Origin of the sequence: Labrys okinawensis, assembly GCF_002982075.1 — a bacterium.
GTDB classification, from domain to species: Bacteria; Pseudomonadota; Alphaproteobacteria; order Rhizobiales; family Labraceae; genus Labrys; species Labrys okinawensis_A.
The window spans coordinates 1-20,511 of sequence record NZ_PUEJ01000011.1 but is presented as its reverse complement, the minus strand read 5'-3'; the positions used below and the strand labels follow the sequence as shown (position 1 = coordinate 20,511).

16 protein-coding genes, 1 tRNA gene and 2 pseudogenes are annotated in these 20,511 nt (G+C 63.7%); 5 read left to right on the top strand and 14 right to left on the bottom strand.

Annotated elements, in window-relative coordinates; genetic code table 11:
- Positions 1-6: 6 nt before the first annotated feature.
- The 5 genes from C5L14_RS24675 to C5L14_RS24655 all read right to left on the bottom strand — a co-directional run bounded on the left by C5L14_RS24675 (position 7) and on the right by C5L14_RS24655 (position 5,825).
- A complete protein-coding gene (locus C5L14_RS24675; RefSeq protein ID WP_105864734.1) occupies positions 7-1,002 on the bottom strand; it encodes an aldo/keto reductase in 996 nt (331 codons plus the stop codon).
- Positions 999-1,970, bottom strand: coding sequence for a sugar-binding transcriptional regulator (locus tag C5L14_RS24670; RefSeq protein ID WP_245443572.1), 972 nt, complete (start codon positions 1,968-1,970; stop codon positions 999-1,001). Before C5L14_RS24670 ends, C5L14_RS24675 begins: the two co-directional genes overlap by 4 nt.
- Before the next feature lie 10 nt (positions 1,971-1,980).
- Positions 1,981-2,922 (bottom strand): ABC transporter permease, encoded by a 942-nt coding sequence (locus C5L14_RS24665; protein WP_210203292.1) that lies wholly within the window; start codon positions 2,920-2,922, stop codon positions 1,981-1,983.
- Between the two features lie 86 nt (positions 2,923-3,008).
- Positions 3,009-4,529 (bottom strand): sugar ABC transporter ATP-binding protein, encoded by a 1,521-nt coding sequence (locus tag C5L14_RS24660; protein ID WP_105864733.1) that lies wholly within the window; start codon positions 4,527-4,529, stop codon positions 3,009-3,011.
- Between the two features lie 279 nt (positions 4,530-4,808).
- Complete coding sequence (locus tag C5L14_RS24655; RefSeq protein WP_428832658.1) at positions 4,809-5,825, bottom strand: substrate-binding domain-containing protein; 1,017 nt, start codon at positions 5,823-5,825, stop codon at positions 4,809-4,811.
- 490 nt (positions 5,826-6,315) lie between these two features.
- Between C5L14_RS24655 and C5L14_RS24650 the strand changes: the two are divergent.
- Positions 6,316-6,534 (top strand): annotated as a pseudogene (locus C5L14_RS24650) (IS630 family transposase); the annotation flags it as partial.
- Positions 6,535-6,619: 85 nt separating this feature from the next.
- On the opposite strand, the gene C5L14_RS24645 reads toward C5L14_RS24650, so the two are convergent.
- The 7 genes from C5L14_RS24645 to C5L14_RS24615 all read right to left on the bottom strand — a co-directional run bounded on the left by C5L14_RS24645 (position 6,620) and on the right by C5L14_RS24615 (position 14,781).
- A complete protein-coding gene (locus C5L14_RS24645) occupies positions 6,620-7,396 on the bottom strand; it encodes an SDR family oxidoreductase (protein WP_105864731.1) in 777 nt (258 codons plus the stop codon).
- Positions 7,397-7,409: 13 nt separating this feature from the next.
- Positions 7,410-8,558, bottom strand: coding sequence for a galactonate dehydratase (gene dgoD, locus C5L14_RS24640; protein WP_105864730.1), 1,149 nt, complete (start codon positions 8,556-8,558; stop codon positions 7,410-7,412).
- A 62-nt stretch (positions 8,559-8,620) separates the two neighbouring features.
- Entirely contained in the window at positions 8,621-10,252 is a 1,632-nt protein-coding gene (locus tag C5L14_RS24635; RefSeq protein WP_105864729.1) for a GMC family oxidoreductase, read from the bottom strand.
- A 15-nt stretch (positions 10,253-10,267) separates the two neighbouring features.
- The gene (locus tag C5L14_RS24630; protein ID WP_105864728.1) at positions 10,268-11,203 is read right to left on the bottom strand and encodes an aldose 1-epimerase; all 936 of its coding nucleotides are present in this window, start codon (positions 11,201-11,203) and stop codon (positions 10,268-10,270) included.
- A gap of 3 nt (positions 11,204-11,206) precedes the next feature.
- Positions 11,207-12,214 (bottom strand): ABC transporter permease, encoded by a 1,008-nt coding sequence (locus C5L14_RS24625; RefSeq protein WP_105864727.1) that lies wholly within the window; start codon positions 12,212-12,214, stop codon positions 11,207-11,209.
- Positions 12,215-12,226: 12 nt separating this feature from the next.
- Positions 12,227-13,756, bottom strand: coding sequence for a sugar ABC transporter ATP-binding protein (locus C5L14_RS24620; RefSeq protein WP_105864726.1), 1,530 nt, complete (start codon positions 13,754-13,756; stop codon positions 12,227-12,229).
- Positions 13,757-13,800: 44 nt separating this feature from the next.
- A complete protein-coding gene (locus tag C5L14_RS24615) occupies positions 13,801-14,781 on the bottom strand; it encodes a substrate-binding domain-containing protein (RefSeq protein WP_105864725.1) in 981 nt (326 codons plus the stop codon).
- A 269-nt stretch (positions 14,782-15,050) separates the two neighbouring features.
- On the opposite strand from C5L14_RS24615, the gene C5L14_RS24610 reads away from it, so the two are divergent.
- A complete protein-coding gene (locus C5L14_RS24610) occupies positions 15,051-15,821 on the top strand; it encodes a FadR/GntR family transcriptional regulator (RefSeq protein ID WP_245443560.1) in 771 nt (256 codons plus the stop codon).
- A gap of 287 nt (positions 15,822-16,108) precedes the next feature.
- On the opposite strand, the gene C5L14_RS24605 is transcribed toward C5L14_RS24610, so the two are convergent.
- Positions 16,109-16,993, bottom strand: a complete 885-nt coding sequence (locus C5L14_RS24605; RefSeq protein ID WP_105864724.1) for a LysR family transcriptional regulator — start codon at positions 16,991-16,993, stop codon at positions 16,109-16,111.
- Between the two features lie 260 nt (positions 16,994-17,253).
- Here C5L14_RS24605 and C5L14_RS24600 point away from each other — a divergent pair, with 260 nt between their 5' ends.
- The 3 genes and pseudogenes from C5L14_RS24600 to C5L14_RS24590 all read left to right on the top strand — a co-directional run.
- Positions 17,254-18,639: an MFS transporter gene (locus C5L14_RS24600; RefSeq protein WP_210203289.1), complete on the top strand. Its 1,386-nt coding sequence runs from the start codon at positions 17,254-17,256 to the stop codon at positions 18,637-18,639.
- A 49-nt stretch (positions 18,640-18,688) separates the two neighbouring features.
- A complete protein-coding gene (locus C5L14_RS24595; RefSeq protein ID WP_181161317.1) occupies positions 18,689-19,387 on the top strand; it encodes a class II aldolase/adducin family protein in 699 nt (232 codons plus the stop codon).
- A gap of 51 nt (positions 19,388-19,438) precedes the next feature.
- A pseudogene (locus tag C5L14_RS24590) lies at positions 19,439-19,964 on the top strand (crotonase/enoyl-CoA hydratase family protein); the annotation flags it as partial.
- 421 nt (positions 19,965-20,385) lie between these two features.
- On the opposite strand, the gene C5L14_RS24585 reads toward C5L14_RS24590, so the two are convergent.
- Positions 20,386-20,462: transfer RNA gene (locus C5L14_RS24585), tRNA-Met, on the bottom strand.
- Between the last annotated feature and the right edge of the window lie 49 nt (positions 20,463-20,511).

The window sequence follows — 20,511 nt, the reverse complement described above, 5'->3', positions numbered from 1 at the left end:
ACGCTGTCAGGCCGTGATGGCGGCAAGATGGTCCGCGATGGCGCGGTCGATGGCGGCGAGGTCGTCGGCCGACAGAACGAGGCGCCCGGCGGCGGCATTCTCGCTGGCCTGCTTGTCGTCGCGCGCGCCGCACAGGGCATAAGTGATCCCTGGCTGCGCGATGGTCCAGGCGATCACGAGTTGGGCGATCGTCGCGCCATGGGCGGAGGCGAGCGGGCTCACCGCCGCAGCGAAATCGGCGACGCGAGTGCGGTTGTCGCGCAAGAAGCGGGGGTTGTCCTTGCGCAGGTCGTCGCCGGCGAAATCACGCTCCGGCCCGATCTTGCCGGTGAGCAGACCCAGCGCCAGCGAGGAATAGCTGAGCGTGGAGACGCCGTTAGCGGCGCAGATCGGCAGGAGGCTGGTCTCGATCGCGCGGTCGAGCATGGAATAGCGCTCTTGGATGGCATCCACCTGCCCGACGGCAAGATAGGCGTCGAGGTCATCGGCGGTGACGTTGCTGACGCCGATGGCCCGGATCCGGCCGGCTTGCTTGAGCTCCAACAGCGTCTCCATGGTCTCGGCCACCGATGTGGTCGGGTCCTGCCAATGGGTGATGTAGAGGTCGACATAATCGGTCTGCAGGCGTTCGAGGCTCTGCTCGAGCTCGTGCAGGATGCCATCGCGCCCGAGATAGCGATGCACCTTCTGGTCCATCTCGTCGAAGAAGTGATTGCCCTTGCCGTGATGCCAGTTGAGCCCGCATTTGGTGGCGATCACCACCTCCTGGCGGCGGCCCTTGACGGCTTGCCCCACCAGCGCCTCGGCGCGTCCGAGGCCATAGGCGGGGGCGGTGTCGATCAGCGTGACGCCCTGGTCGATGGAGGCGCGGATCGCGGCGATCGAGGCCTCGTCGTCATGGCCGCCCCACATCCAGCCGCCCATGGCCCAGGTGCCGAGCGCGATGGCGGTCGCCGCGATGTCGGAATGGCCCAGTTTGCGCAAGGGAATTGGAGGGGTCATGTCGGCCTCTTGAGAATGTCGAGAACGTGGGTACCGGTCGCCTCGTCGGTGGCAAGAATGTCGAGATAGCCGCCGCGCAGGATGCCGGCGATCGGCTCTGCCTTGTGGGCGCCGGCGGCGATGCCGATGGTCATTGGGATGGTCCGGAGCTCCTCGGGGCTGAGCGCGACGACGCGTTCATTGAGCGGGTAGTCGCAGAGATGCCCGTCGGCGTCGATCAGATGGGCGATCAGCTCCCCGGCCGCCCGGCTCTGCCGGAGCCCGTCAAGCCCGCCGGCGCCCGGAGCGTGCAGGCTGAAATAGGTCGAGCTCTCCGACAGCACCGAGCCGATGCCGACCAAAGCGATGCGGGCAGCGCGTGCGCGGTCCAGCACCTCGCCGACCGATTGCAGCGACATCAGCACGTCCCGTTCGGCGCGCGAGGCGGCGAAGATCGGCGCATGGATCTGGAAGGCGCGTCCCTGCAGCTTGGAAGCGAGCTGGGCGGCAAGATGGTTGACGTCGACGAAATGCTTGCCCTGCACACCGCCGGTCGCCGGCACCACGGTTACGTCATAGGCGCGGGTGGGCTCCATGGCCTGGATGACCGCGCTGACGCCGACCCCGCCCGAGACGCAGATGGTGTCGCCGTCCCGGAGCACGGTGAGGATATGGTCGGCGACCGACCGCCCGGCAGCCTGGAGGTTGACGCTGTCCTGGTCGGAGGCGGTGGGCACCACCATTGCCTCCGTGAGGCCGCTCGCCTCAGCCAGGGCTTGTTCGAGCTCGAACAGGTCCTGGCGCGGCGACTTCACCTCGATCCTGACATAGCCGCGCTCATGCCCCTCCTTGACGAGACGGTTGACCATCGGATGGGACAGGCCGGTGCGCTTGGCTATCTCGGCCTGCGAAAGGCCTTCGATGTAATGCATGACCAATACCCGATGGATGCGGCGGAGCCGCTGGTCGCCTTCGTTGTCTTTTGCCACGGTGCTTGTCCTATGCCTTCCGAGTCAGAGCCTGCTTGCGCTTATGTAGCAGGTGATCGAAGGCGACGGCGGCAAACAGGATCAGGCCGCGGATGGTGTCTTGCCAGTAGGGCGAGACATCGAGCAGGATCAGCGAGCTCGACACCACCGACAGCAGCGCCATGCCGAGGATGGCGCCGAGGATGGTGCCCGAGCCGCCATTGAGGCTGGCCCCGCCGATCACGGCGGCGGCGATGATGTTGAGCTCCATGCCGACACCGAAGGTCGGCGTCGCCGCCCCGAAGCGGGCCATGTAGATGATGCCGGCGACACCGGCCAGGCTCGAGCACAGCACGATGCAGAAGAACTTCACCCGGGCGGTGCGGATGCCCGAATAGGCGGCGGCCCGTTCGTTGGAGCCGGTATAGAACACGCGGCGGAACAAAGTGGCCTTGCGCAGCAGGATGTCGAAAGTGACGACCACGGCGAGGAAGATCAGGATGACGACCGGTACGCCGTAGACCGAGCCCTGCCCGATGAATTTGAAGCTCGGCGGCAGGGAAAACAGCGACAGCGGCGTGCCGCCGGTGATCGCCAGGCAGAGCCCCCGCACGATCACCATGAAGGCGAGCGAGACGATGAAGGAATGCAGGCCGATGCGCGTGACCGCCAGCGCCATGGAGGCGCCGATGGCCGAGCAGGCGAGGATGGCCATGGCGCTGGCGAGCCAGGGATCGATGCCGGCCAGGAAGAGCCAGCCGCCGATCACCATGGCGAAGCAGACGACGGAACCGACAGAAAGATCGATGGCGCCGACGATCAGCAGCACGGTCATGCCGACCACCACGATGCCTTCGACGGCAAAGGACATCGTCATGGCGCGCAGATTGGTCCAGGTCAGGAAATAGGGCGTGGCGAAGGACATCACCACGCACAGCGCCAGGATGATCAGCACAAGGCCGAGCTCGCGCATATTGCCGAGGCCGCGCAGCCAGTTCAGACGCGCATGCGACGGCGCTTCAGGATGCTTCTGGTTCACTGAGGTCTCACCCATCACGCTCATGCCGCCCTCCCGGCGTCTTTGCTCAATCCGGAGGCGAGGCGGATCAGCCTGTCCTCGGTCATGTCGGTTCCCGTGACCTCGCCGGCGATCCCGCCCTCGTGGATGACGATGACGCGGTCGGCGAGGCCGATCAGTTCGGGCAGTTCGGAGGAGATCACCACTATGCCGGTGCCCTGATCCGCCAGCTCGCGCAGGATGCGATGGATCTCCGCCTTGGCGCCGACATCGACGCCGCGGGTCGGCTCGTCGAGCAGGATGACCTTGGGGGACACCGACAGCATCTTGGCGATGGCGACCTTCTGCTGGTTGCCGCCCGACAGCGTGGCGACCGCATCGTTGAGCGAGCCGCGGCGCAGGCGCAGGAGATCGCCGAGGCACCGGGCCTGCTCCCGCTCGGCCGCGCGGTCGACGAAGCCCAGGCGGGTGGAGACGCGGCCGAGATCGAGGGCCGAGACATTCGCGGCGATCGGCAGGTCGAGGAAAACGCCCGATCCCTTGCGATCTTCCGAGAGATAGACGATGCCGTTGGCGATGCTGTCGGCATAGGTCGCGGGCGTCACCTCGCGTCCCTCGAGCCGGATCCTGCCGCCGCTGCGAGGCATCAGGCCGCAAATGCCGAGCGCCATTTCCGTGCGCCCGGCGCCGATCAGCCCGGCGACGCCCAGCACCTCGCCACGCCGGAGTTCGAAGGAAATGTCCTTGAAGCGCACACCATCGCTGAGGCCCTCCACCGCCATCAAGGCGGGCGCTTGGGCGCTTTGCGGGTTCTTCGGCGGATAGAGCGTGCCCAGCGCCCGGCCGACCATCTTGCCGACGACGCTTTCGGGCGTCATGGCGGCGATATCGTCGGTGGAGACGTGCTGGCCGTCGCGCAGCACGGTGATGCGGTCGCAATGGGCGAAGATCTCCGCCATGCGGTGGCTGATATAGATGATGGAGATGCCGCGCGCCTTGAGGCCGGCCATGATGGCGAAGAGCTTGCCGGCTTCACGCTCGGTCAGCGCGGCGGTCGGCTCGTCGAGAATGAGGATCGAGCAGTCGAGGGTGAGCGCCTTGGCGATCTCGACGATCTGCTGCTCGGAAATGGTGAGCTCGCCGACCAGGCTGTCGGGGTCGATGCTGCCGAGTTCGGCCAGGATGGCGCGGGCCTTTTCACGCAGCTCGCCGTAATTCATGAAGAAGCTGCGGCGGCGGTTTGTTGCGGCCATGAAGATGTTCTCGGCCACCGAGATGCCGCCGCACAGGGCGATCTCCTGGTGCACCAGCCCGATGCCGAGTTCCTGCGCCCGCGCCGGCGAGCCGATCTCGACCTTTTCGCCGCGGATGCGGATCTCGCCGGCATCGGGCCTGACGATGCCGTCGATGATGTTCATCAGGGTGGACTTGCCGGCGCCGTTCTCGCCAGCGAGGGCATGGATCTCGCCCTTGCGGACGCCGAGGCTGACATCGCGCAGGGCCTGGATCGCTCCATAGGCCTTGCTGATGCCTGTCACTTCGAGGGCGAAATCATGGGTCATGGCCGGTCTTCGTCTTGGAAGAGGGGTGGGGGCTGATGTCCGGATAGGGCAACGCAACCCCTCATCCGCCTGCCGGCACCTTCTCCCGCAAGGGGAGAAGGCAATCTTTTGGATGGCGCAACGCTCGCCAATCACCTTCTCCCCTTGCGGGTGTCGTCAACTCTCTTGAGTTGACTAGAGGTGGCGCGAAGCGCCGAATGAGGGGTCGCACTGCGCTTTCCGGACTTCAGCGCCGCCTGAGAACGTTGCGCTTACAGGCGGGTCCGAAGAGCGCCCCGATTATTCCTCGATGCCCTTGGTGCCGCGGCGCTTGAGATAAGCGTCCCAGTAGAAGTCGTCGGCATTGTCCTTGGACACGATGGCAAAGCCGTTGTCGACGAAGGGCACGCCCATCGGGTTGTAGCCGGCACGCTTCCAGTCGTTCATCGGGTCGATCAGGTCAGGGTGCTTGGCCATGAACAGCAGCATGAAGCCCATATAGCCCTGGATGCCCTGGTTGGGGTTGACCGAGCCGAAGACCTGGCCGGCCTTGATCATGTCGAGGATCTTGGCGTTCACGTCGGCGGTCATCACCTTGATCTTGCCGCCGAGCTCCTGGGAGGCCTGGGCTGCTCCCAGGGCCGAATTGGCCTCGGGCATGAACAAGGCGGCGAGATTGGGATTGGCCTGGGCCAGGGACTGCACCGCCTGATAGGCCTTGGTCGGGTCCTGGTTGGTGGCTGCGCGGCCGACCAGCTTCATGCCGGGATATTTCTCGCCCATGCGGGCGATGAAGGCGGCGACGCGCTTGTCATGATTGTCCTGCCCCGGGTTTTCCAGGACGGCATAGTCGCCCTTGCCGTCCAGCGCCTTGGCGACCATGTCGGCGGCGGCGCTGCCCTCCCGGTTGTTGTCGGAGGTGACATAGGAAGCGCGCTTGGAGTTGGGTGAGTCGGCCGCGAAGGTCACCACGGAGACGCCGGAATCCACCGCGCGGTTGATCGGCTCGATGAAAGGATCCGAATTCATCGGATGCACCAGGATGCCGGCCGGGTTCTTGGCCAGAGCCTGGTCGAAGCTCGCGATCTGCTTGGTGACGTCATATTCCGGCGTGCCGGTATAGGCGGTCTTGCAGCCCATCGACTGGGCGGCCTGCTTGAAGGCTTCATAGACCGGGAACCAATATTCCACCCCCGAGACCATGACGTTCATCACATAGGTCTCGCCTTCCTTGCAACGGAACTTGCTGTCTGCCTGCGCGCTCGCGCCAGACACGAAAGCCGCGCTCGCGGCCACTCCGATGAGCCAATTCCTGATGGCCATCCTCACCTCCCGATGGTGTTCGCCGGGCTGTCTCCCGGTGTTGTTTTTAAAATTGAAATAAATTTCACTATGTGATATTCATTTCAATACGGATATAAAGGAGATCGGGGCGGGACGCAATGGCCTTTTGTCGCCGATGTGTGCTGGCATTTGGGAGGGACAGCCCAGGTTCCGATTTCACATGCTCGACACAGGCACCACCGCGTGCGGACTTAAAAGGTTTGCTGACGCAGTCCTTTGAGCCCCATGACGACCGCTGCCAGAATCGTCTCGTCCAGTGTCAGATCCGCGACGATCATCTTCGGCTGCGCAGCAGGTGGAACCGGTCCAGCTCGTGGAAAGCCAGGCCACGACATCCCAAGCAAAACAGCAAGGTCATCCAGGCGTTCAAAAAACCTCCTGCGTACGCTCGCGGCCCACCTCGCGGACTTGATCCGCAAGAAGAAGACCGAGATCTGGTTTCGCTGCGCGTCCTTCGGATCAAGACGAAGCCCGTATCGGGCAGAAGAACGGCCTCGTCCGGCAGTGGGCGCGGCGGGGCACGCGACCGATCCAACCCGCCGATCAGCGCTATGAGAGCGCCTCCCTGTTCGGCGCCATCTGCCCCGCGCTCGGAACAGGAGCCGCGCTGGCGTTGCCCTTCGCCAATACCGACACCATGCAGCGTCATGTCGACGAGATCGCCCTCAACGTCGCCAGAGGTTTGATAAGGCCGATATATAATTTCCCGCCACTTCTCAGGTTCAGCTGGCCAGCGCTCGCTATGGCGATGGCGGGAAGCTCGACGGTCAGGGATGCTGCTGGACGCTGAGGCCGCCATCGACAGTCAGGCAGGCTGCGTTCATGAAGGGACATTCGTCCGAGATCATGAACACCGCGGCAAGCGCGATTTCCCTGGGCGTGGCGATGCGGCCCCCCGGATGCAGCTTCAACGTCTGCGCCCTGGCGGCCTCGGGATCAGGGAAGCTGTTCCAGTAATCGACCACCTTCTGTGTCGAGACATAGCCAGGCGCAAGCGCGTTCACCCGCACGTTGCGGCCGGCATATTCCAGCGCCAGCGACTTGGTCATGCCGAGCAAGGCGTGCTTGGCCAGGGGATAGGGGAAGGTGTGGGGGATAATGGTGAAGGCATGCGTCGAAGCGATGTTCAGAATGACGCCGCCATCGCCCGCAATCATCCCCGGCAGGACCGCCTTGCAGCAGTTCCAGGCCCCCTTGAGATTGACGTCGAAGCATCGCTGCCACTCTTCGTCCGTCGTTTGCAACGGCTCGGCGAAAACATTGATGCCGGCATTGTTGACGAGGGCGTTGATCTCACCGATCGTCGAGGCAGCCTGTGAAACGGCACGCGCAATGCCCTGCTCGTCGGTGATATCAACGGCCCGGTGAGCGATCGGCGCGCCCTGACCCGCCAATTCGTTGCTCACATCGGCAAGAAGCGCTTCGTCCCGATCGATCAGGAAAACGGCTGCCCCTTCGTCCAGGAACGCCCGCACCATCGCCAATCCGATGCCCTGGGCGGCACCCGTCACCAGAATACGCTTGCCTGTCAGTCGACCCGCCATCGCCGTTTCACCCCTACCATTCAGCCACGCTGCCATCCTCGTGGCGCCAGACCGGATTGCGCCAGCGATGGCCCTGCCGGGCGCGCTCCGTCACATAGTCCTCGTTGACCTCGACCCCCAGGCCGGGCCCCTGCGGGATGGAGACGAAGCCATCCTCATAGTGGAACACCCCCTTGTTGGAGATGTAGTCGAGAATGTCGTTGCCCTCGTTGTAATGGATGCCGAGGCTCTGCTCCTGGATGAAGGCATTGTAGCTGACAGCATCGACCTGAAGGCAGGCCGCGAGCGCGATCGGACCCAGCGGGCAATGCGGCGCAAGCGCCACGTCATAGGCCTCGGCCATGGTGGCGATCTTGCGGCACTCACTGATGCCCCCGGCATGCGACAGATCGGGCTGGAGGATGTCGACATAGCCATCCGCCAGCACGCCCTTGAAGTCCCAGCGCGAATAGAGCCGTTCGCCGAGCGCGATCGGCGTGGAACAATGATTGGCGATCTCCTTGAGCGCCTCCTTGTGTTCGGAAAGGACGGGCTCCTCGATGAACAGGAGCTTGTAGGGATCAAGCTCCTTGGCCAGCACCTTGGCCATCGGGCGGTGGACCCGGCCGTGGAAATCCACGCCGATGCCGACATGGGGTCCGATCGCCTCGCGCACGGTGGCAATGGTCGCGACCGCCCTGTCGATCTTGTCGTGCGTGTCGACGATCTGCATCTCCTCCGAACCGTTGAGCTTGATCGCCTTGAAGCCGCGCGCCACCGCTTCCTTGGCATTGCTGGCGATGTCGGCCGGGCGGTCGCCGCCGATCCAGGAATAGACCTTGATCTTGTCGCGGCACTGGCCGCCCAACAAGGCGTGGATCGGCTGTCCCAGCGCCCTGCCCTTGATGTCCCACAAGGCCTGGTCGATGCCGGCGAGCGCGCTCATGTGCACTGCGCCGCCGCGATAGAAACCGCCGCGGTAAAGTACGTTCCAGTGGTCTTCGATCAGCATGGGATCCTTGCCGACGATATAGTCGGCCAATTCGTGCACGGCCGCCTCGACCGTCAGGGCACGCCCCTCCACGACGGCCTCCCCCCAGCCGGACAGGCCCTCATCGGTCTCGACCTTCACGAACATCCAGCGCGGCGGGACGATGAAGGTGGTCAGCTTGGTGATCTTCATGGCACTATCCAATGGTTTCTATGGGATCGGCCCCGGGCCCTGGCCCGGCCGCCCGCCGCAATTCATGAATGAAGGATGAGGTCCGCGGCCTTCCCCGCCGCAGCGAGCACGGCGGCATTGGTGTTGCCGCTGACGATGGCCGGCATGATCGAGGCGTCAACGACCCTGAGGCCCTCGATCCCACGCACCCGCAGATCGGGCGTGAGAACCGCCTCGGGATCGGCATCGTGGCCCATCCTGCAGGTCCCGACGGGATGATATCCCGTCTTGACCGTACGCCGGCAATGGGCGGCGATCGCCTGGTCGTTCGTCACGGCGGGACCTGGGAAGATCTCCTTGTCGATCAGGTCGCGCAGGGGCGCGGCAGCCAGCACCTGCCGCGCAAAGCGGAATCCGGCCATCGTCGTGGCAAGGTCGTCGGGATGGCCGAAGATCTGGGTGTCGATGATGGGGTCGGCGAGAGGATCAGTGCTGGCGAGCGTCACGCGGCCGCGCGCCTTGGGCCGCAGCAGCAGCGAATTGATGGTGACGCCATCGCCAGGGTCGGTGCCCATCACGTCCCTGTCGAGATAGACTGTCGGCACGCAGAACATCTGGATGGTCGGTTCGGCACTGCTCCCGGTCGGATCGAAGAAGGCGCAGGTTTCCACGCCGGTGGTCGAGGCCGGCCCCGTGCCGAACAGCAGATATTGCAGGCCGGCCTTGATCATCGGCCAACCGCGGTCCTGGCGATAGTAGCCGAAGCTTCCCCGCGTCGTGGCGACGACGGGACACTCGTAGTGGTCCTGGAGGTTGCGCCCGACGCCGGGCAGTACAACCTTGGCGGCGATACCGTGACGGGAGAGCTCGTCCTCGGGGCCGACGCCCGACAGCATCAGAAGCTTCGGCGTCTGGTAGGCCCCGGCTGCCAGGATCACTTCAGTGCCGGCCTCCGCTTTATGGCGGCTCCCGCCCTGCAGATAGCCGACGCCGACCGCACGGCCCTGCTCGATGCGGATCCCCGTCACCGTCGCATCGGTCACGATGGTCAGGCGGGGATCACGCATCACCGGGGCGAGAAAGGCCGTGACGGCGCTGCAGCGCCGGCGGGTGGCCCAGTCGATGGTGTGCTGCATGAAGCCGGCGCCGAATTGGGAAGCGCCGTTGAAATCGGGATTATAAGGGATACCCATGCCTTGCAGCGTCTTCACATAGGTCCGCGTCATCGGGCTGGTATGGCCGAGATGCGAGACCTTGAGCGGACCGCCGACGCCATGGAAGGTGTCGGCCAGGTGATCATTGTCCTCCTGCGCCCTGAAATAAGTCAGCATGTCCTCATAGGACCAGGCGCCGTCATTGGCGGCGCCGGGCGCGGTCACGGCTGCATTCCAGCGCGCATAGTCGCCGGGCTGGCCGCGCATATACACCATGGCATTGACGGTGCTGCCGCCGCCGAGCACGCGCCCCTGCGGCACGATCGGCCCGCGCCCGTCGAGCTGGGGCTGTGGCGCGGTCTTGTGCATGGCCAGATAGGTATCCTTGGCCAGGAACTTCATATAGCCGGCCGGAATGTCGATGATCGGGCTGGCCTTCGCCGGCCCGCGCTCGATCAGCAGCACCCGCGCCTTGGCCCGCCCGACGAGATGGGAGGCGACGACACAGGCCGCGCTGCCACCTCCGACGATGATGAAATCGAACTGCCCCCTGTCGGACATCGCGGCCTCCAGGGCTCAGGCGCTTTGGCGGAGATGGTCACCGCCCTGAAGCGGCCGGCCGGAAAGATGTTGCGGTCGAAACCGAACGCTGCCGGCCAATGTCTCCCCAGGCTTGAGAATCGTGAGATCTCCCAGGTCCGGCAGGTTATGGCCATTGGCCAAGTGCGACATCGGCTCGAAGCAGAAATAGTTCCGCCGGAAGGAAGGATCGAATTCGGTAGTGGAAACAAAGAGGAAGGCATGCCTGAATACGGGATCGGCCTCGAAGCGAAGCTGCATGTTCCGTTCCGGCCAGGTGATCACAGCAAGGCCATCCCAATCCTGCAAACCATTATTGATCCATCGATCCGGAATGGAACGAGGGGCGGAAAAGTCGAGCTCCTCGGGAATGGCGATGGGCTCGCCGGGGAGCCATTCCTCCACTTCCGTCCACAGCGCGGTCGTCCTCGCCATCAGCGTCGTGGCCGGCGTCAGCGGGAAATAGGGATGCCATCCCAATCCGTACGGCAGCGGCGCGCTGCCGCGGTTGGTCACGGACAATTGCATTTCAAAGGCCCCGCCGGCGAGGGCGAAACGCTGCTCGGCCTCGTAGACGTAGGGTGTGCCGCCTCCTGTATGCGAGAACACCATCGCAAGGCCCGCCGGGTCCTGTGCGGTGATGCGCCAACCAGCCTGCCAGCCCTCCCCGTGCAGATAGTGCCTGTCCCAATCCGTGTTCGGTTCCAGGACATGGTCCCGCCCCTCGAAACGGAACCGGTTATCCCTGACGCGATTGCCGAACGGCACCAGCGGGTAGCAGGCCGAGGATAGGGCGTCGGCGTCCGACGAGGGCGCCGGCCGCAGGAGAGGAACGGCTACGCCCTCGTCCTCCCACCATAGGCCGAGGACGAGCCCCCCTGCCGTCGACAATTGCGCCCGCAGGCAGCCGTGCTGGAGATCGACAACCGGCATGTCCTAGCCCTTGTTTCGCGCCATGGAGCGCTTGATGGCCTGGATGTTGGCCAGCACGGCGATGACGATGATCAAGCCGCGCACGACCTGCTGGAAGAAGGGGTTGATGCCCAGCAACACCAGGCCGTTGCCGATCAGGGTGATGACGAGAACGCCGAGCAGCGTGCCGAGCATCGAGCCTCGCCCACCCGAGAGCGAGGTACCGCCGACGACGACGGCGGCGATGACGTCGAACTCCAGGCCGCTCGCGGCGGTGGCATTGCCCGAGCCGAGCCGCGAGACCAGAAGGATACCGGTGACAGCGGCCATGGCACCGCCGATGGCGAACAGCATGACCCGGATGCGGCCGACATTGATACCGCTCAGGAAGGCGGCCTGCGCATTGCCGCCAATGGCGAAGACGCTGCGGCCGAAGGCGGTCTTGCGGCTGACGAAGGCAAAGACGCCGAAGAGCACCAGCATGATGATCGCAGCAGGCGGAACCCCCAGGACCGGCCGGTCGAGCGCGTCAACGATATCATTGCGCCCGATCGACACCGGCAGGGCATCGGTGATGAACAGGGCAATGCCGCGCAGCGCGCTCCACAGGCCGAGCGTGGCCACGAAGGAGGGCACGTCGAAAAACGCCCTCAACACGCCGGCGATCGAGCCCAAGAGGCCGCCGACCACGACAGCCAGGGCGAAGGCCGGCACTGTCGGCACGCCCCACTGCAGGAAATAGGCCAGCGCCACCGAGACGAAGGCCACCATCGGGCCGACGCTCACGTCGATCTCGCCGGCGATGATGATCAGTGTCGCCGCCCAGGCGGCGATGCCGATCGTGGCGGCATCGCGCAGGATGTTGATCTGGTTGTTGAACGAAAGGAAGCCGGTGGCGCTGGCCGTGAACACCACGTAGAGCACGATGATTGCTGCGAACAGGCTCAATTCGTTCATGTGGCGAGAGAAATCGAAGCCTGCACGGGCGCCTCGATCCGAAACGGCCCCCCCTGCGGTTCTGTCCTGTGACATCGGGTATCCTCGTCAGTGTCCGGCGATGCAGGCGGCCATGACGGCATCCTGATCAATGTCGGGCGCAGTGAATTCTCCGGCGAACCGGCCCTCGCGCAGCACGAGTACGCGATCGCAGACCAGCGGCAATTCCTCGATCTCGCTGGAGACGAAGACGATGCCGCGCCCCTCGGCGGCGAGCTGCCTTATGATGGCGTAGATCTGGGACTTGGCTTCCACGTCGACACCGCGGGTGGGTTCGTCGAGCAGCAGCACCCGGCTCCGCGCATGGACCCAGCGGCCGATCACCACCTTCTGCTGGTTTCCGCCCGACAGAGTGCCGATCGGCGTGTCGGTGCGGGAGGTCTTGACGTGGAGATGCTCGACGATCCGGCGCGTAGCGGCGGCCATCAGGCTGGCGGAGAGCACGCCGCGGCGGCTGACAGCGGCAAGATCCGTCACCAGCGTATTTTCATCGACACCGAGCAGAGGAACGATGCCTTCTTCCTTGCGGCTCTCGGGGGTGTAGCCGAAACCGCGCTCGACCATGTGACGATAGCATGCGCCCGTCACCGGCTTGCCATCCACATGGATCTCGCCACGGTCGGCCGCGCGCACGCCCATGATGGCCTGCAGCAATTCAGTACGCCCCGATCCCAGGAGCCCGGCAATGCCGAGGACCTCGCCCTGCCGCAGGCGAAAGGACACGGATGACAGTTTCGGCGCCAAAGCGAGATCCCTCACCTCGAGCAGGGTGGTGTCGGCGACCCGGTTCTCCAGCTGTGCGGCCGGCCCGCTTTCCGAGCCGAGCATGAGGCGGACGATCAGGCGCGTGTCCGCCCCCTTCACGTCGACGGTATCGATCACCCGTCCATCGCGCATCACGGTGGCGCTGTGCGCGACCCGGCGGATTTCGTTCATGCGGTGGCTGACATAGATCACGGCGATGCCTTCCGCCGCGATGCGTGTCACCGCTGCCATCACCCGCTCAGCCTCGGCGGCCGCAAGCGAGCTGGTCGGTTCGTCCAGGATCACCAGCCGGGGCTTGCCGATCAGCACGCGTGCGATTTCCAGCAATTGCCTTTCGGCCGGCGAAAGGCTGGCGACGAGTCGCCTGGGCGACAGGTCCAGCCCCAGCCTCGCCATGGCCTCGGCAGCCTCGGCCTCCATCCGCGCCGATTGGATGACGCCGCCTTGGCGCGGCCAGTGGCCGAGGAACAAATTCTCGGCCAGCGACATGCCGGGCACCAGGCTGAGCTCCTGATAGACCACGCGCACGCCGCTGGCGAAGGCGGCCTGTGCGCGGGCAGAGCCGGTCTGGCCGAGGGCCTGGCCGGCGATCTCCACCGTACCGCTATCAGGCAGTTCGGCACCGGTGAGCAGGCGGATCAGGGTCGACTTGCCCGCACCATTCTTGCCCAGCAGAGCCCTCACCTCACCGGCAGCCACCTCGAAGGTGACGTCGTCGAGCGCCAGCACGCCGGGATAGCGCTTGGTGCAATTGCTGATGGAGGCGACCCGTTCGGTCTCCGCCGCCCGGCCTGGGGAAATGGCTGGCGTCATGTCGATATCCTTGCCTGGCCGCAATGGGGAACCTCCGGCAACCCTCAGGGGATGCCGTCGGCATGCGCCTTGAGCCAGGCCTGCCCGTCCGCTGCGCTCTTGTAGACATCGATATCGTAGGCGACCTTGATGCCTGCCGGCGGCTGGCCGTCGATCGACTTGATCGCCTGGGCCAAGGCAAGTTTGCCCAGCCCTTGGCCGGAAATGTCGACGACACCCTTGATGACGGAGTTGTCGGCCAATTCCTGGGCGATCTCGGTGGTCATGTCGCCCCCGAAGACCACGGTCTTGCCGACACGCCCCTGGCTCTTGACCGCGCGCGCGGCCCCGAGCGTAGCCCCACCTGCCTCGCCGAAGAAGGCGTCGAGGTCCGGATGGGAGGACAGCATGGTGCTCGCGACCGAGACGGCCTTGTCGAGGATCGCGCCTTCCTGGTTGGCGACGATCTGGGCACCGGGCACCTTGGCCTTGAGGGCTTCCTCAAAGCCTTTGCGGCGGGTGACGCAGACCTCGACGAATTCGCAGTTGAGCACAGCTATCTTGGGGGCATCCTTCTTCTGCGCCACGAAATAGTCGCCCGCGACCTCGCCCAGCTTGTGACCGAAATCATAGGGGTCGCCAACGGCATAGGCCGAAACATACTCCTTCATGTCGGCCTCGTTCAGACAGGTGTTGTAGCAGACCACGGGAACGCCGGCGTCATGCGCCCGGCGGATCGCGCGATAGGAACCATCGGCCGACACCGGGGAGACGATGATGGCCTGGACGCCAGCCGAAATCAGCGAGTCGATGAAGGAGGCTTCCTTGGTCACGTCCCCCTGGGCATTGGTCTCGATGATGTCGAGCTTGCGCCCGGCGTCGGCGCCACCAGTCTGAATACCCTTGCGCACGCCGGCGTAAAAACCCTGTGCATCCATGTAGATGGCGCCGACCTTCAGATCCTTGCCCTCAGCCATCGCGCTTCCCGCCGCAGCGCAGATGGAGGCGGCAATGGTCGTCATCGCGGCGAATTTCGAGAGCTTCATCGGTTCCTCCCCGTCTTTTGATCGTTGACCAGCCCTGCGCGCTGGATCGAGCCTGCGAGTTATGGCGCGCCTGGTTGCGGCACCATAAAAATAATCATATTATTGTCAAGATAAATACTATTTATTTTCGACTCGCATCCGGACGCGTAGAAATGTGTGGCTGGATGGCCTTGATGAGGCGAACCGCGTTGCGTCTGGCGTGATTTTGGTTTCCAGCTCGCCTCGCATAGCCTTGCCGGTGCCGAAGTCGCGGCGTGGGGGAACTGGAAGTGACTGACATCAGGATCGGCTCGGCACTGACCGAGAATGGCAACCCGATCGCCGCCCACGGCAAGCGCAGCGTCCGGGAAGCCCTGCTGCGGCAATTTGTCGAGAAGATCGTTTCAGGCGAGTTTCCCGAGAACGCGACCCTGCCCAACGAAGCCGAATTGACACAGCAGCTGGGCGTGAGCCGCACGAGCTTACGCGAGACCATGCAGTATCTGTCCGCCCTGGGCATGATCCGTTCGCGGACCCGGGCCGGCACCACGGTGCTGCCGCGCGAGAACTGGAACTATCTCGATCCGCTCGTGCTGGATGCCGTGCTGAAATTCGGCACGGACGAGCGGTTCTACGTCTCCCTGATCGAGGCGCGGCAATTGCTGGAGCCGGCGGCCGCAGCGCTCGCCGCCGCTCATGCGGGCGCCCGGGAACTGCTGCATATTTCCAACGCCCTGGAGGAGATGGTCGAGGCCAATTCCCGCGACAACGAAGCCTGGAGCCGGGCCGATCTCGATTTCCACACCGCCATCATCAACGCCAGCGGCAACTGGGTCTACCGCCAGTTCGCTACTGCCATTCGCGCCGCCCTGCTGGCGAGCTTCCGCCTGACGAACCGGGCGAGCCAGTCCCACGAAAATGCCATCACGAAGCACCGGGCCGTGTTCGATGCCATCCGGTTGCGCGAACCCGAGACGGCCCGGCAGGCGATGATGCGGCTGATCGACGTTGCCCGTGACGAGATCACCGAAGCGCTACGTAAGTCCAAGACACCTACATAAGAAGGTTTAGGTCCTGACGCTCTCCGCTGAAACTGCGGCGGGATTGGTGTTTGCGCATCACATGGACCAATTCGATGCGGTGAAGATGACCTCGGCACATGCCATCGACATGAAGCCGGGCATGGGTCCAGCGCGGCGCTTGATGCGTCGGTGATCCTGTTCGATCCGGTTGTTGAGACACGAACTCCCCCCGAAATCGGAGGGCTTCATTGCAGGACAGAGATTGTCATTACATTCGCGACAGAACCCTTCCGAGAGGTCGCTGGTGCGGTTCGGTGGGTGACACCTCATCTGCAGATATCCTTCACGCATGATCGCAGCCATCGATGAGCCGGATCAGCGTCGAGGCGCGGGTGCCAGAATTGAGAGACGGTGATGGTCGCCGTGCTAACAGGCAATGGGAACATCGCCAAACCGTAGCGGTCACGGCTCGTCTCCTTTTCCGGTACGCTCGCGACGAGATCCGAATCCCGAGCAAGCGCCAGTGCTGCAGAAAAGCCCGGAACGACTGCGGCGACCCGGCGCCGAAGCCCCTTGGCTGCCAGTTCATCGTCGATCGGTCCATGGTCGAGGCCACGTCTTGACGCGGAAATATGCCCGAAAGCCGCAAAGCGTTTCGGCGTCATCCTGCCTTCGAGCAAGGGGTGCCCTACGCGAACAGCACCCACGAAACGATCCTTGAAGAGAGCTTGAACCCGTAACTCGGGCAAAGGTCGGCTTGTCGCGCCGGTTTCCAGGTCTGCGCGCCCCGCGCGCAATGCCATATCATCGCCTTCCGGCTTCTGGGCGAAGCGTAGCCGCACCCCCGGCGCCACCTCCATGACCCTTGCGATCAGGGCTGCGCCAAAGGTTTCCACAAAGCCATCATTGGCATGAATGGTGAACGTTCTCTCCAATCGCGCCAGATCGAGCCGCCTTTCGGTGCGGATGATGGCCTGCGCATCTTCCGCGACCGCGCGCAAACGCTCACGCAGAGCCTCGACCCGCACTGTTGGTGTGAGACCACGTCCCGAGCGAACAAGCACCGGATCGCCGAGCAGATCCCGAATACGGCCGAGTGTCCGGCTCATGGCGGGGGGAGACAGATTCATCTTCTTCGCTGCGGCGGCGACACTCCCTTCTGTCAGTAGGACATCGAGCGCGATCAGCAGGTTCAGATCGGGCAAAATCATCGGCTGCGCTTTCCGGGATAAGCATGCTTCCTGAAGTGCGTTTGACGCATCAATAGAGTTACAAGCATGCAATTTTCACATCAATGCCGTGCTGCTACTTCCTTCGGGCCCCATGCGGAATGTGTGGCGGCCGGCCCCACCTGACCGCGTAGCAGGATGACAACTTCGGCATAGCAATGGCTCAGACAGTTCATCAGCACAGTCATCCTGCGCTGCATCATCGGCCCGCTCATTTCGGATACGCGTTGACGGGGTTGTCTGTGGGCATCCTGCTGTCACAGTTGGGCACGAACGTCGTCGGCATCGGCCTGCCGACATTCATGCGGGAGTTCGGCGCGACCTTTGCTGAAGTCCAATGGGTAGTCGTCGCCTATCTTCTGACCGTCACCGCCTTGATCGTCGGTGTCGGTCGCTTCGCCGATCAACTCGGCAAGAAGAAGCTTTACCTTGCTGGGCTCATCAGCTTCCTGGCGGCATCCGTGATCTGTGCCTTGGCGCCGAACTTGATCGTGCTGATCGCCGGCCGAGGGCTCCAGGGCCTGGGCGGCGCTATCATCATGGCTTTGAGCTTCGCCCTTGTCGGCGAGATCATGCCAAAGGATCGCATCGGCCTGGCCATGGGCGTCCTCTCGATGATGGTCGCGCTCGGCATTGCACTTGGCCCTTCGCTCGGTTCCCTCGCGCTCGTCACCTTCGGTTGGAGGGCGATGTTCTGGGTAAATTTGCCGTTGGGGTTGCTCGCTTATGTTCTGTTGAGCCGCTACTTGCCTCGGACCATCGACACGTCGCACAGCGTGCGATCGCTGAGCAATTTCGACTGGTCGGGTACGATCGTCCTGAGCCTTACTCTTCTTGCCTATTGCGTCGCCATGACCCTGTCGGGAAGTCATGGCATCAATCACTCCCTGGTCCTTCAGTACTTGGCCGGTGCAGTTCTCGGACTGGTCCTTTTTCTCGCAATCGAGACCAAGGCCCGGCAGCCGCTGCTATCGCTGGGCCTGTTCCGAGACCGATTGCTCTCGACAAGCATGATGATCAGCGTCCTCGCCTACGCAGTCATGATGGCGACGCTGGTTCTGGGACCGATCTTCCTGACACGGGGCGTCGACCTCGATACCCGTGCAACCGGCCTCGTCATGACGGTTGGCCCGTTGACTTCCGCCATGATGAGCATTCCAGCCGGTTGGATGTCCGACCGTATCGGGCCAAGGCTCACACTGCTAGGCGGGCTCACCTTGATGACCATCGGCTCAGCCCTCATGTCGTTGATCACGATAGAGCACGGGGTTCAGGAGTATGTCACCTCGATCATTCTCATCAGCCTGGGCCTGGCCTTCTTCCAGACGCCCAATAATACGGCCGTGATGAGCGCTGCCCGATCTGAGCAGCGCGGCCTGGTGTCGGCACTCCTCGCCCTTGGCCGCAACCTTGGCCTGATCACCGGCGCATCCTTGATGGGAGCCATCTTCGGCGCCGCCGCCGGCCAGACCGGTCCAGCGAGCGGCGGCACTGCCGCAGCCACACAAGCCGCAATTGCACGAGGCATGGAGAGCACGTTCCGGGTCGCGGCCGCGATGGCAGGGTGCGCCCTGATCCTTGCCCTGGTCGGTTTCAGGCGCCGCATCACGGATCATGCGTCCAGATAGGCAGCAGCCTCGCCCTCAGCTTCACTATTACAAACCCCGGAGAACACCAATGACCGACATTCCCCATGACGACCTGCTGGAGGTCGCGACCGCTTGCCGTATTCTGCACATGGAAGGGCATGCCGACATGACACTCGGCCACCTGTCGCTCCGTGACCCTTCCGGGCGCGGCGTCTGGATCAAACGCTCCGGCATCGGGCTCGGTGAGGTCGTGGGGCCGGAGGATTTCGTGCTGATTGATTTCGAGGGACACAGGCTCGCAGGAGAGGGGCGTATCCACAAGGAATGGCCGATCCACACCGAAGTCTTACGCGCACGGTCGGATGTTCGCTGCGTTGGGCACAGCCACCCGTTCTTTGCGACGTCTTTCTCCGCACTCGATGTCGAACTGCAGGCAGTCACGAATGAGGCGGCCAATCTTGGCCTGCCGGTTGGACGTTTCGAGGAGACAACCGGCTTGATCGACACGCCGGCGCTTGGTGAGAGTCTGGCACGCTCACTCGGCTCACAATCGACAGTGCTCATGCGCAACCATGGCGTCCTGTTCGTGGGCGGCTCGATTGCGGAGGCAGCGTTGATGGGCATTTTTCTCGAAGGAGCTTGCCGCGCGCAGATGCAACTGCTCGCCACCCGGTTGCCTTACAAAACAACGCCTGCATCGGAGCTGAAGGCAAAGAAAGACCAAATCTTCGATCCCATGCTGATCGACACTTTCTGGAGCTTTTACAAGCGCAAAGTGGCAGGATAATCGGTTCTGTTGCTGCGAACGACTCTCGCGTCGCTATCCTGAGCTTCCGGGCACGTGGCATTCAACAAGGTGGAATATGGTGGCGTGCCGATTATAGCGGCCCTTACCTGCGCGGTTGTGGGCGGTGGACTGGAGTTGGCCAGCCCGCCCCCATATCTGGGTCATGCATAAGACGACTTATTTTGCGCTGCCTGAGGGCCAACGTGGACTCTTCACCGGCCGCGGCCCGACTATCCCCGTCGCCGATCTGGTGGGCAAGTCGCGCATGCTCGACATGATGCCGACGGGCCGGGTGTATCAAGGCCAGGAAGTGGTCGATCTAGCGCTTGCGCAGTACATTGTCGGAAGGGTCAAGCTTCAAGAAGGCGCTGGAACTCGCTCACAAGGCAGCGCAGAACCTGCCGCCGTCTGACTTCGCAATCTGCTCAGCCGTGAGCCACATGCAAATATGTCTGCTTTGGATGCCGCTTACGCCGAGGCTGTCGTCACGGGTGTGGTGAACACCCGGCCGGAGGCGCGTGCTCGACTCGCCGCCCTCGCCGACAAAAGCGCGGCACGTGTGCGGGCCAACCATTGAGATGGTTGTGTTGCAAACTTTCCAGCAAACAGTGCCGCGGCATGAGGGCGCCACCCATCGATGGAGTGCATTTCATGTTCAAGGGCCACCATTTCGCCGCTCGGTGATTCTATTTTGCGTGCGCTGATACCAGGCCTATGGCCGGAGCCCGCGCGCCAGAGCGGCGACATCGTCGAGAAGGGCGATCAGGCCAAGACTCATGGCACCCCCAATTCAGCTCCAGAGCAGTCCATACTGGAGGGGCGAGCCTGATTTCAAGTCCAGGAGCGTCATCCCCCTCCAAGATTGTCGCTGGACGCTTGCCCTCGCTCACAGCCCGGACACCAGGCAGGGCCTCCTGTTTCGTCTGCTGGGGCGATGTGTTGCCCAAACAAAAACCCCGCTGAGTCATGAACTCGAGCGGGGTTTTTGTATTGAACGTTGGTTGCGGGGGCAGGATTTGAACCTGCGGCCTTCAGGTTATGAGCCTGACGAGCTACCGGGCTGCTCCACCCCGCGGCAGGTATTAGAGTTGTTTGTCATGGTTTATTGAGAAGTTTGCTTTGCA

Excerpts from the sequence above, each read along its gene's own strand:
- C5L14_RS24675 (WP_105864734.1), bottom strand. The coding sequence starts at position 1,002 with ATGACCCCTCCAATTCCCTTGCGCAAACTGGGCCATTCCGACATCGCG.
- C5L14_RS24665 (WP_210203292.1), bottom strand. The coding sequence starts at position 2,922 with ATGCGCGAGCTCGGCCTTGTGCTGATCATCCTGGCGCTGTGCGTGGTG.
- C5L14_RS24660 (WP_105864733.1), bottom strand. The coding sequence starts at position 4,529 with ATGACCCATGATTTCGCCCTCGAAGTGACAGGCATCAGCAAGGCCTAT.
- C5L14_RS24645 (WP_105864731.1), bottom strand. The coding sequence starts at position 7,396 with ATGGCGGGTCGACTGACAGGCAAGCGTATTCTGGTGACGGGTGCCGCC.
- dgoD (WP_105864730.1), bottom strand. The coding sequence starts at position 8,558 with ATGAAGATCACCAAGCTGACCACCTTCATCGTCCCGCCGCGCTGGATG.
- C5L14_RS24635 (WP_105864729.1), bottom strand. The coding sequence starts at position 10,252 with ATGTCCGACAGGGGGCAGTTCGATTTCATCATCGTCGGAGGTGGCAGC.
- C5L14_RS24630 (WP_105864728.1), bottom strand. The coding sequence starts at position 11,203 with ATGCCGGTTGTCGATCTCCAGCACGGCTGCCTGCGGGCGCAATTGTCG.
- C5L14_RS24625 (WP_105864727.1), bottom strand. The coding sequence starts at position 12,214 with ATGTCACAGGACAGAACCGCAGGGGGGGCCGTTTCGGATCGAGGCGCC.
- C5L14_RS24620 (WP_105864726.1), bottom strand. The coding sequence starts at position 13,756 with ATGACGCCAGCCATTTCCCCAGGCCGGGCGGCGGAGACCGAACGGGTC.
- C5L14_RS24615 (WP_105864725.1), bottom strand. The coding sequence starts at position 14,781 with ATGAAGCTCTCGAAATTCGCCGCGATGACGACCATTGCCGCCTCCATC.
- C5L14_RS24605 (WP_105864724.1), bottom strand. The coding sequence starts at position 16,993 with ATGATTTTGCCCGATCTGAACCTGCTGATCGCGCTCGATGTCCTACTG.
- C5L14_RS24595 (WP_181161317.1), top strand. The coding sequence starts at position 18,689 with ATGACCGACATTCCCCATGACGACCTGCTGGAGGTCGCGACCGCTTGC.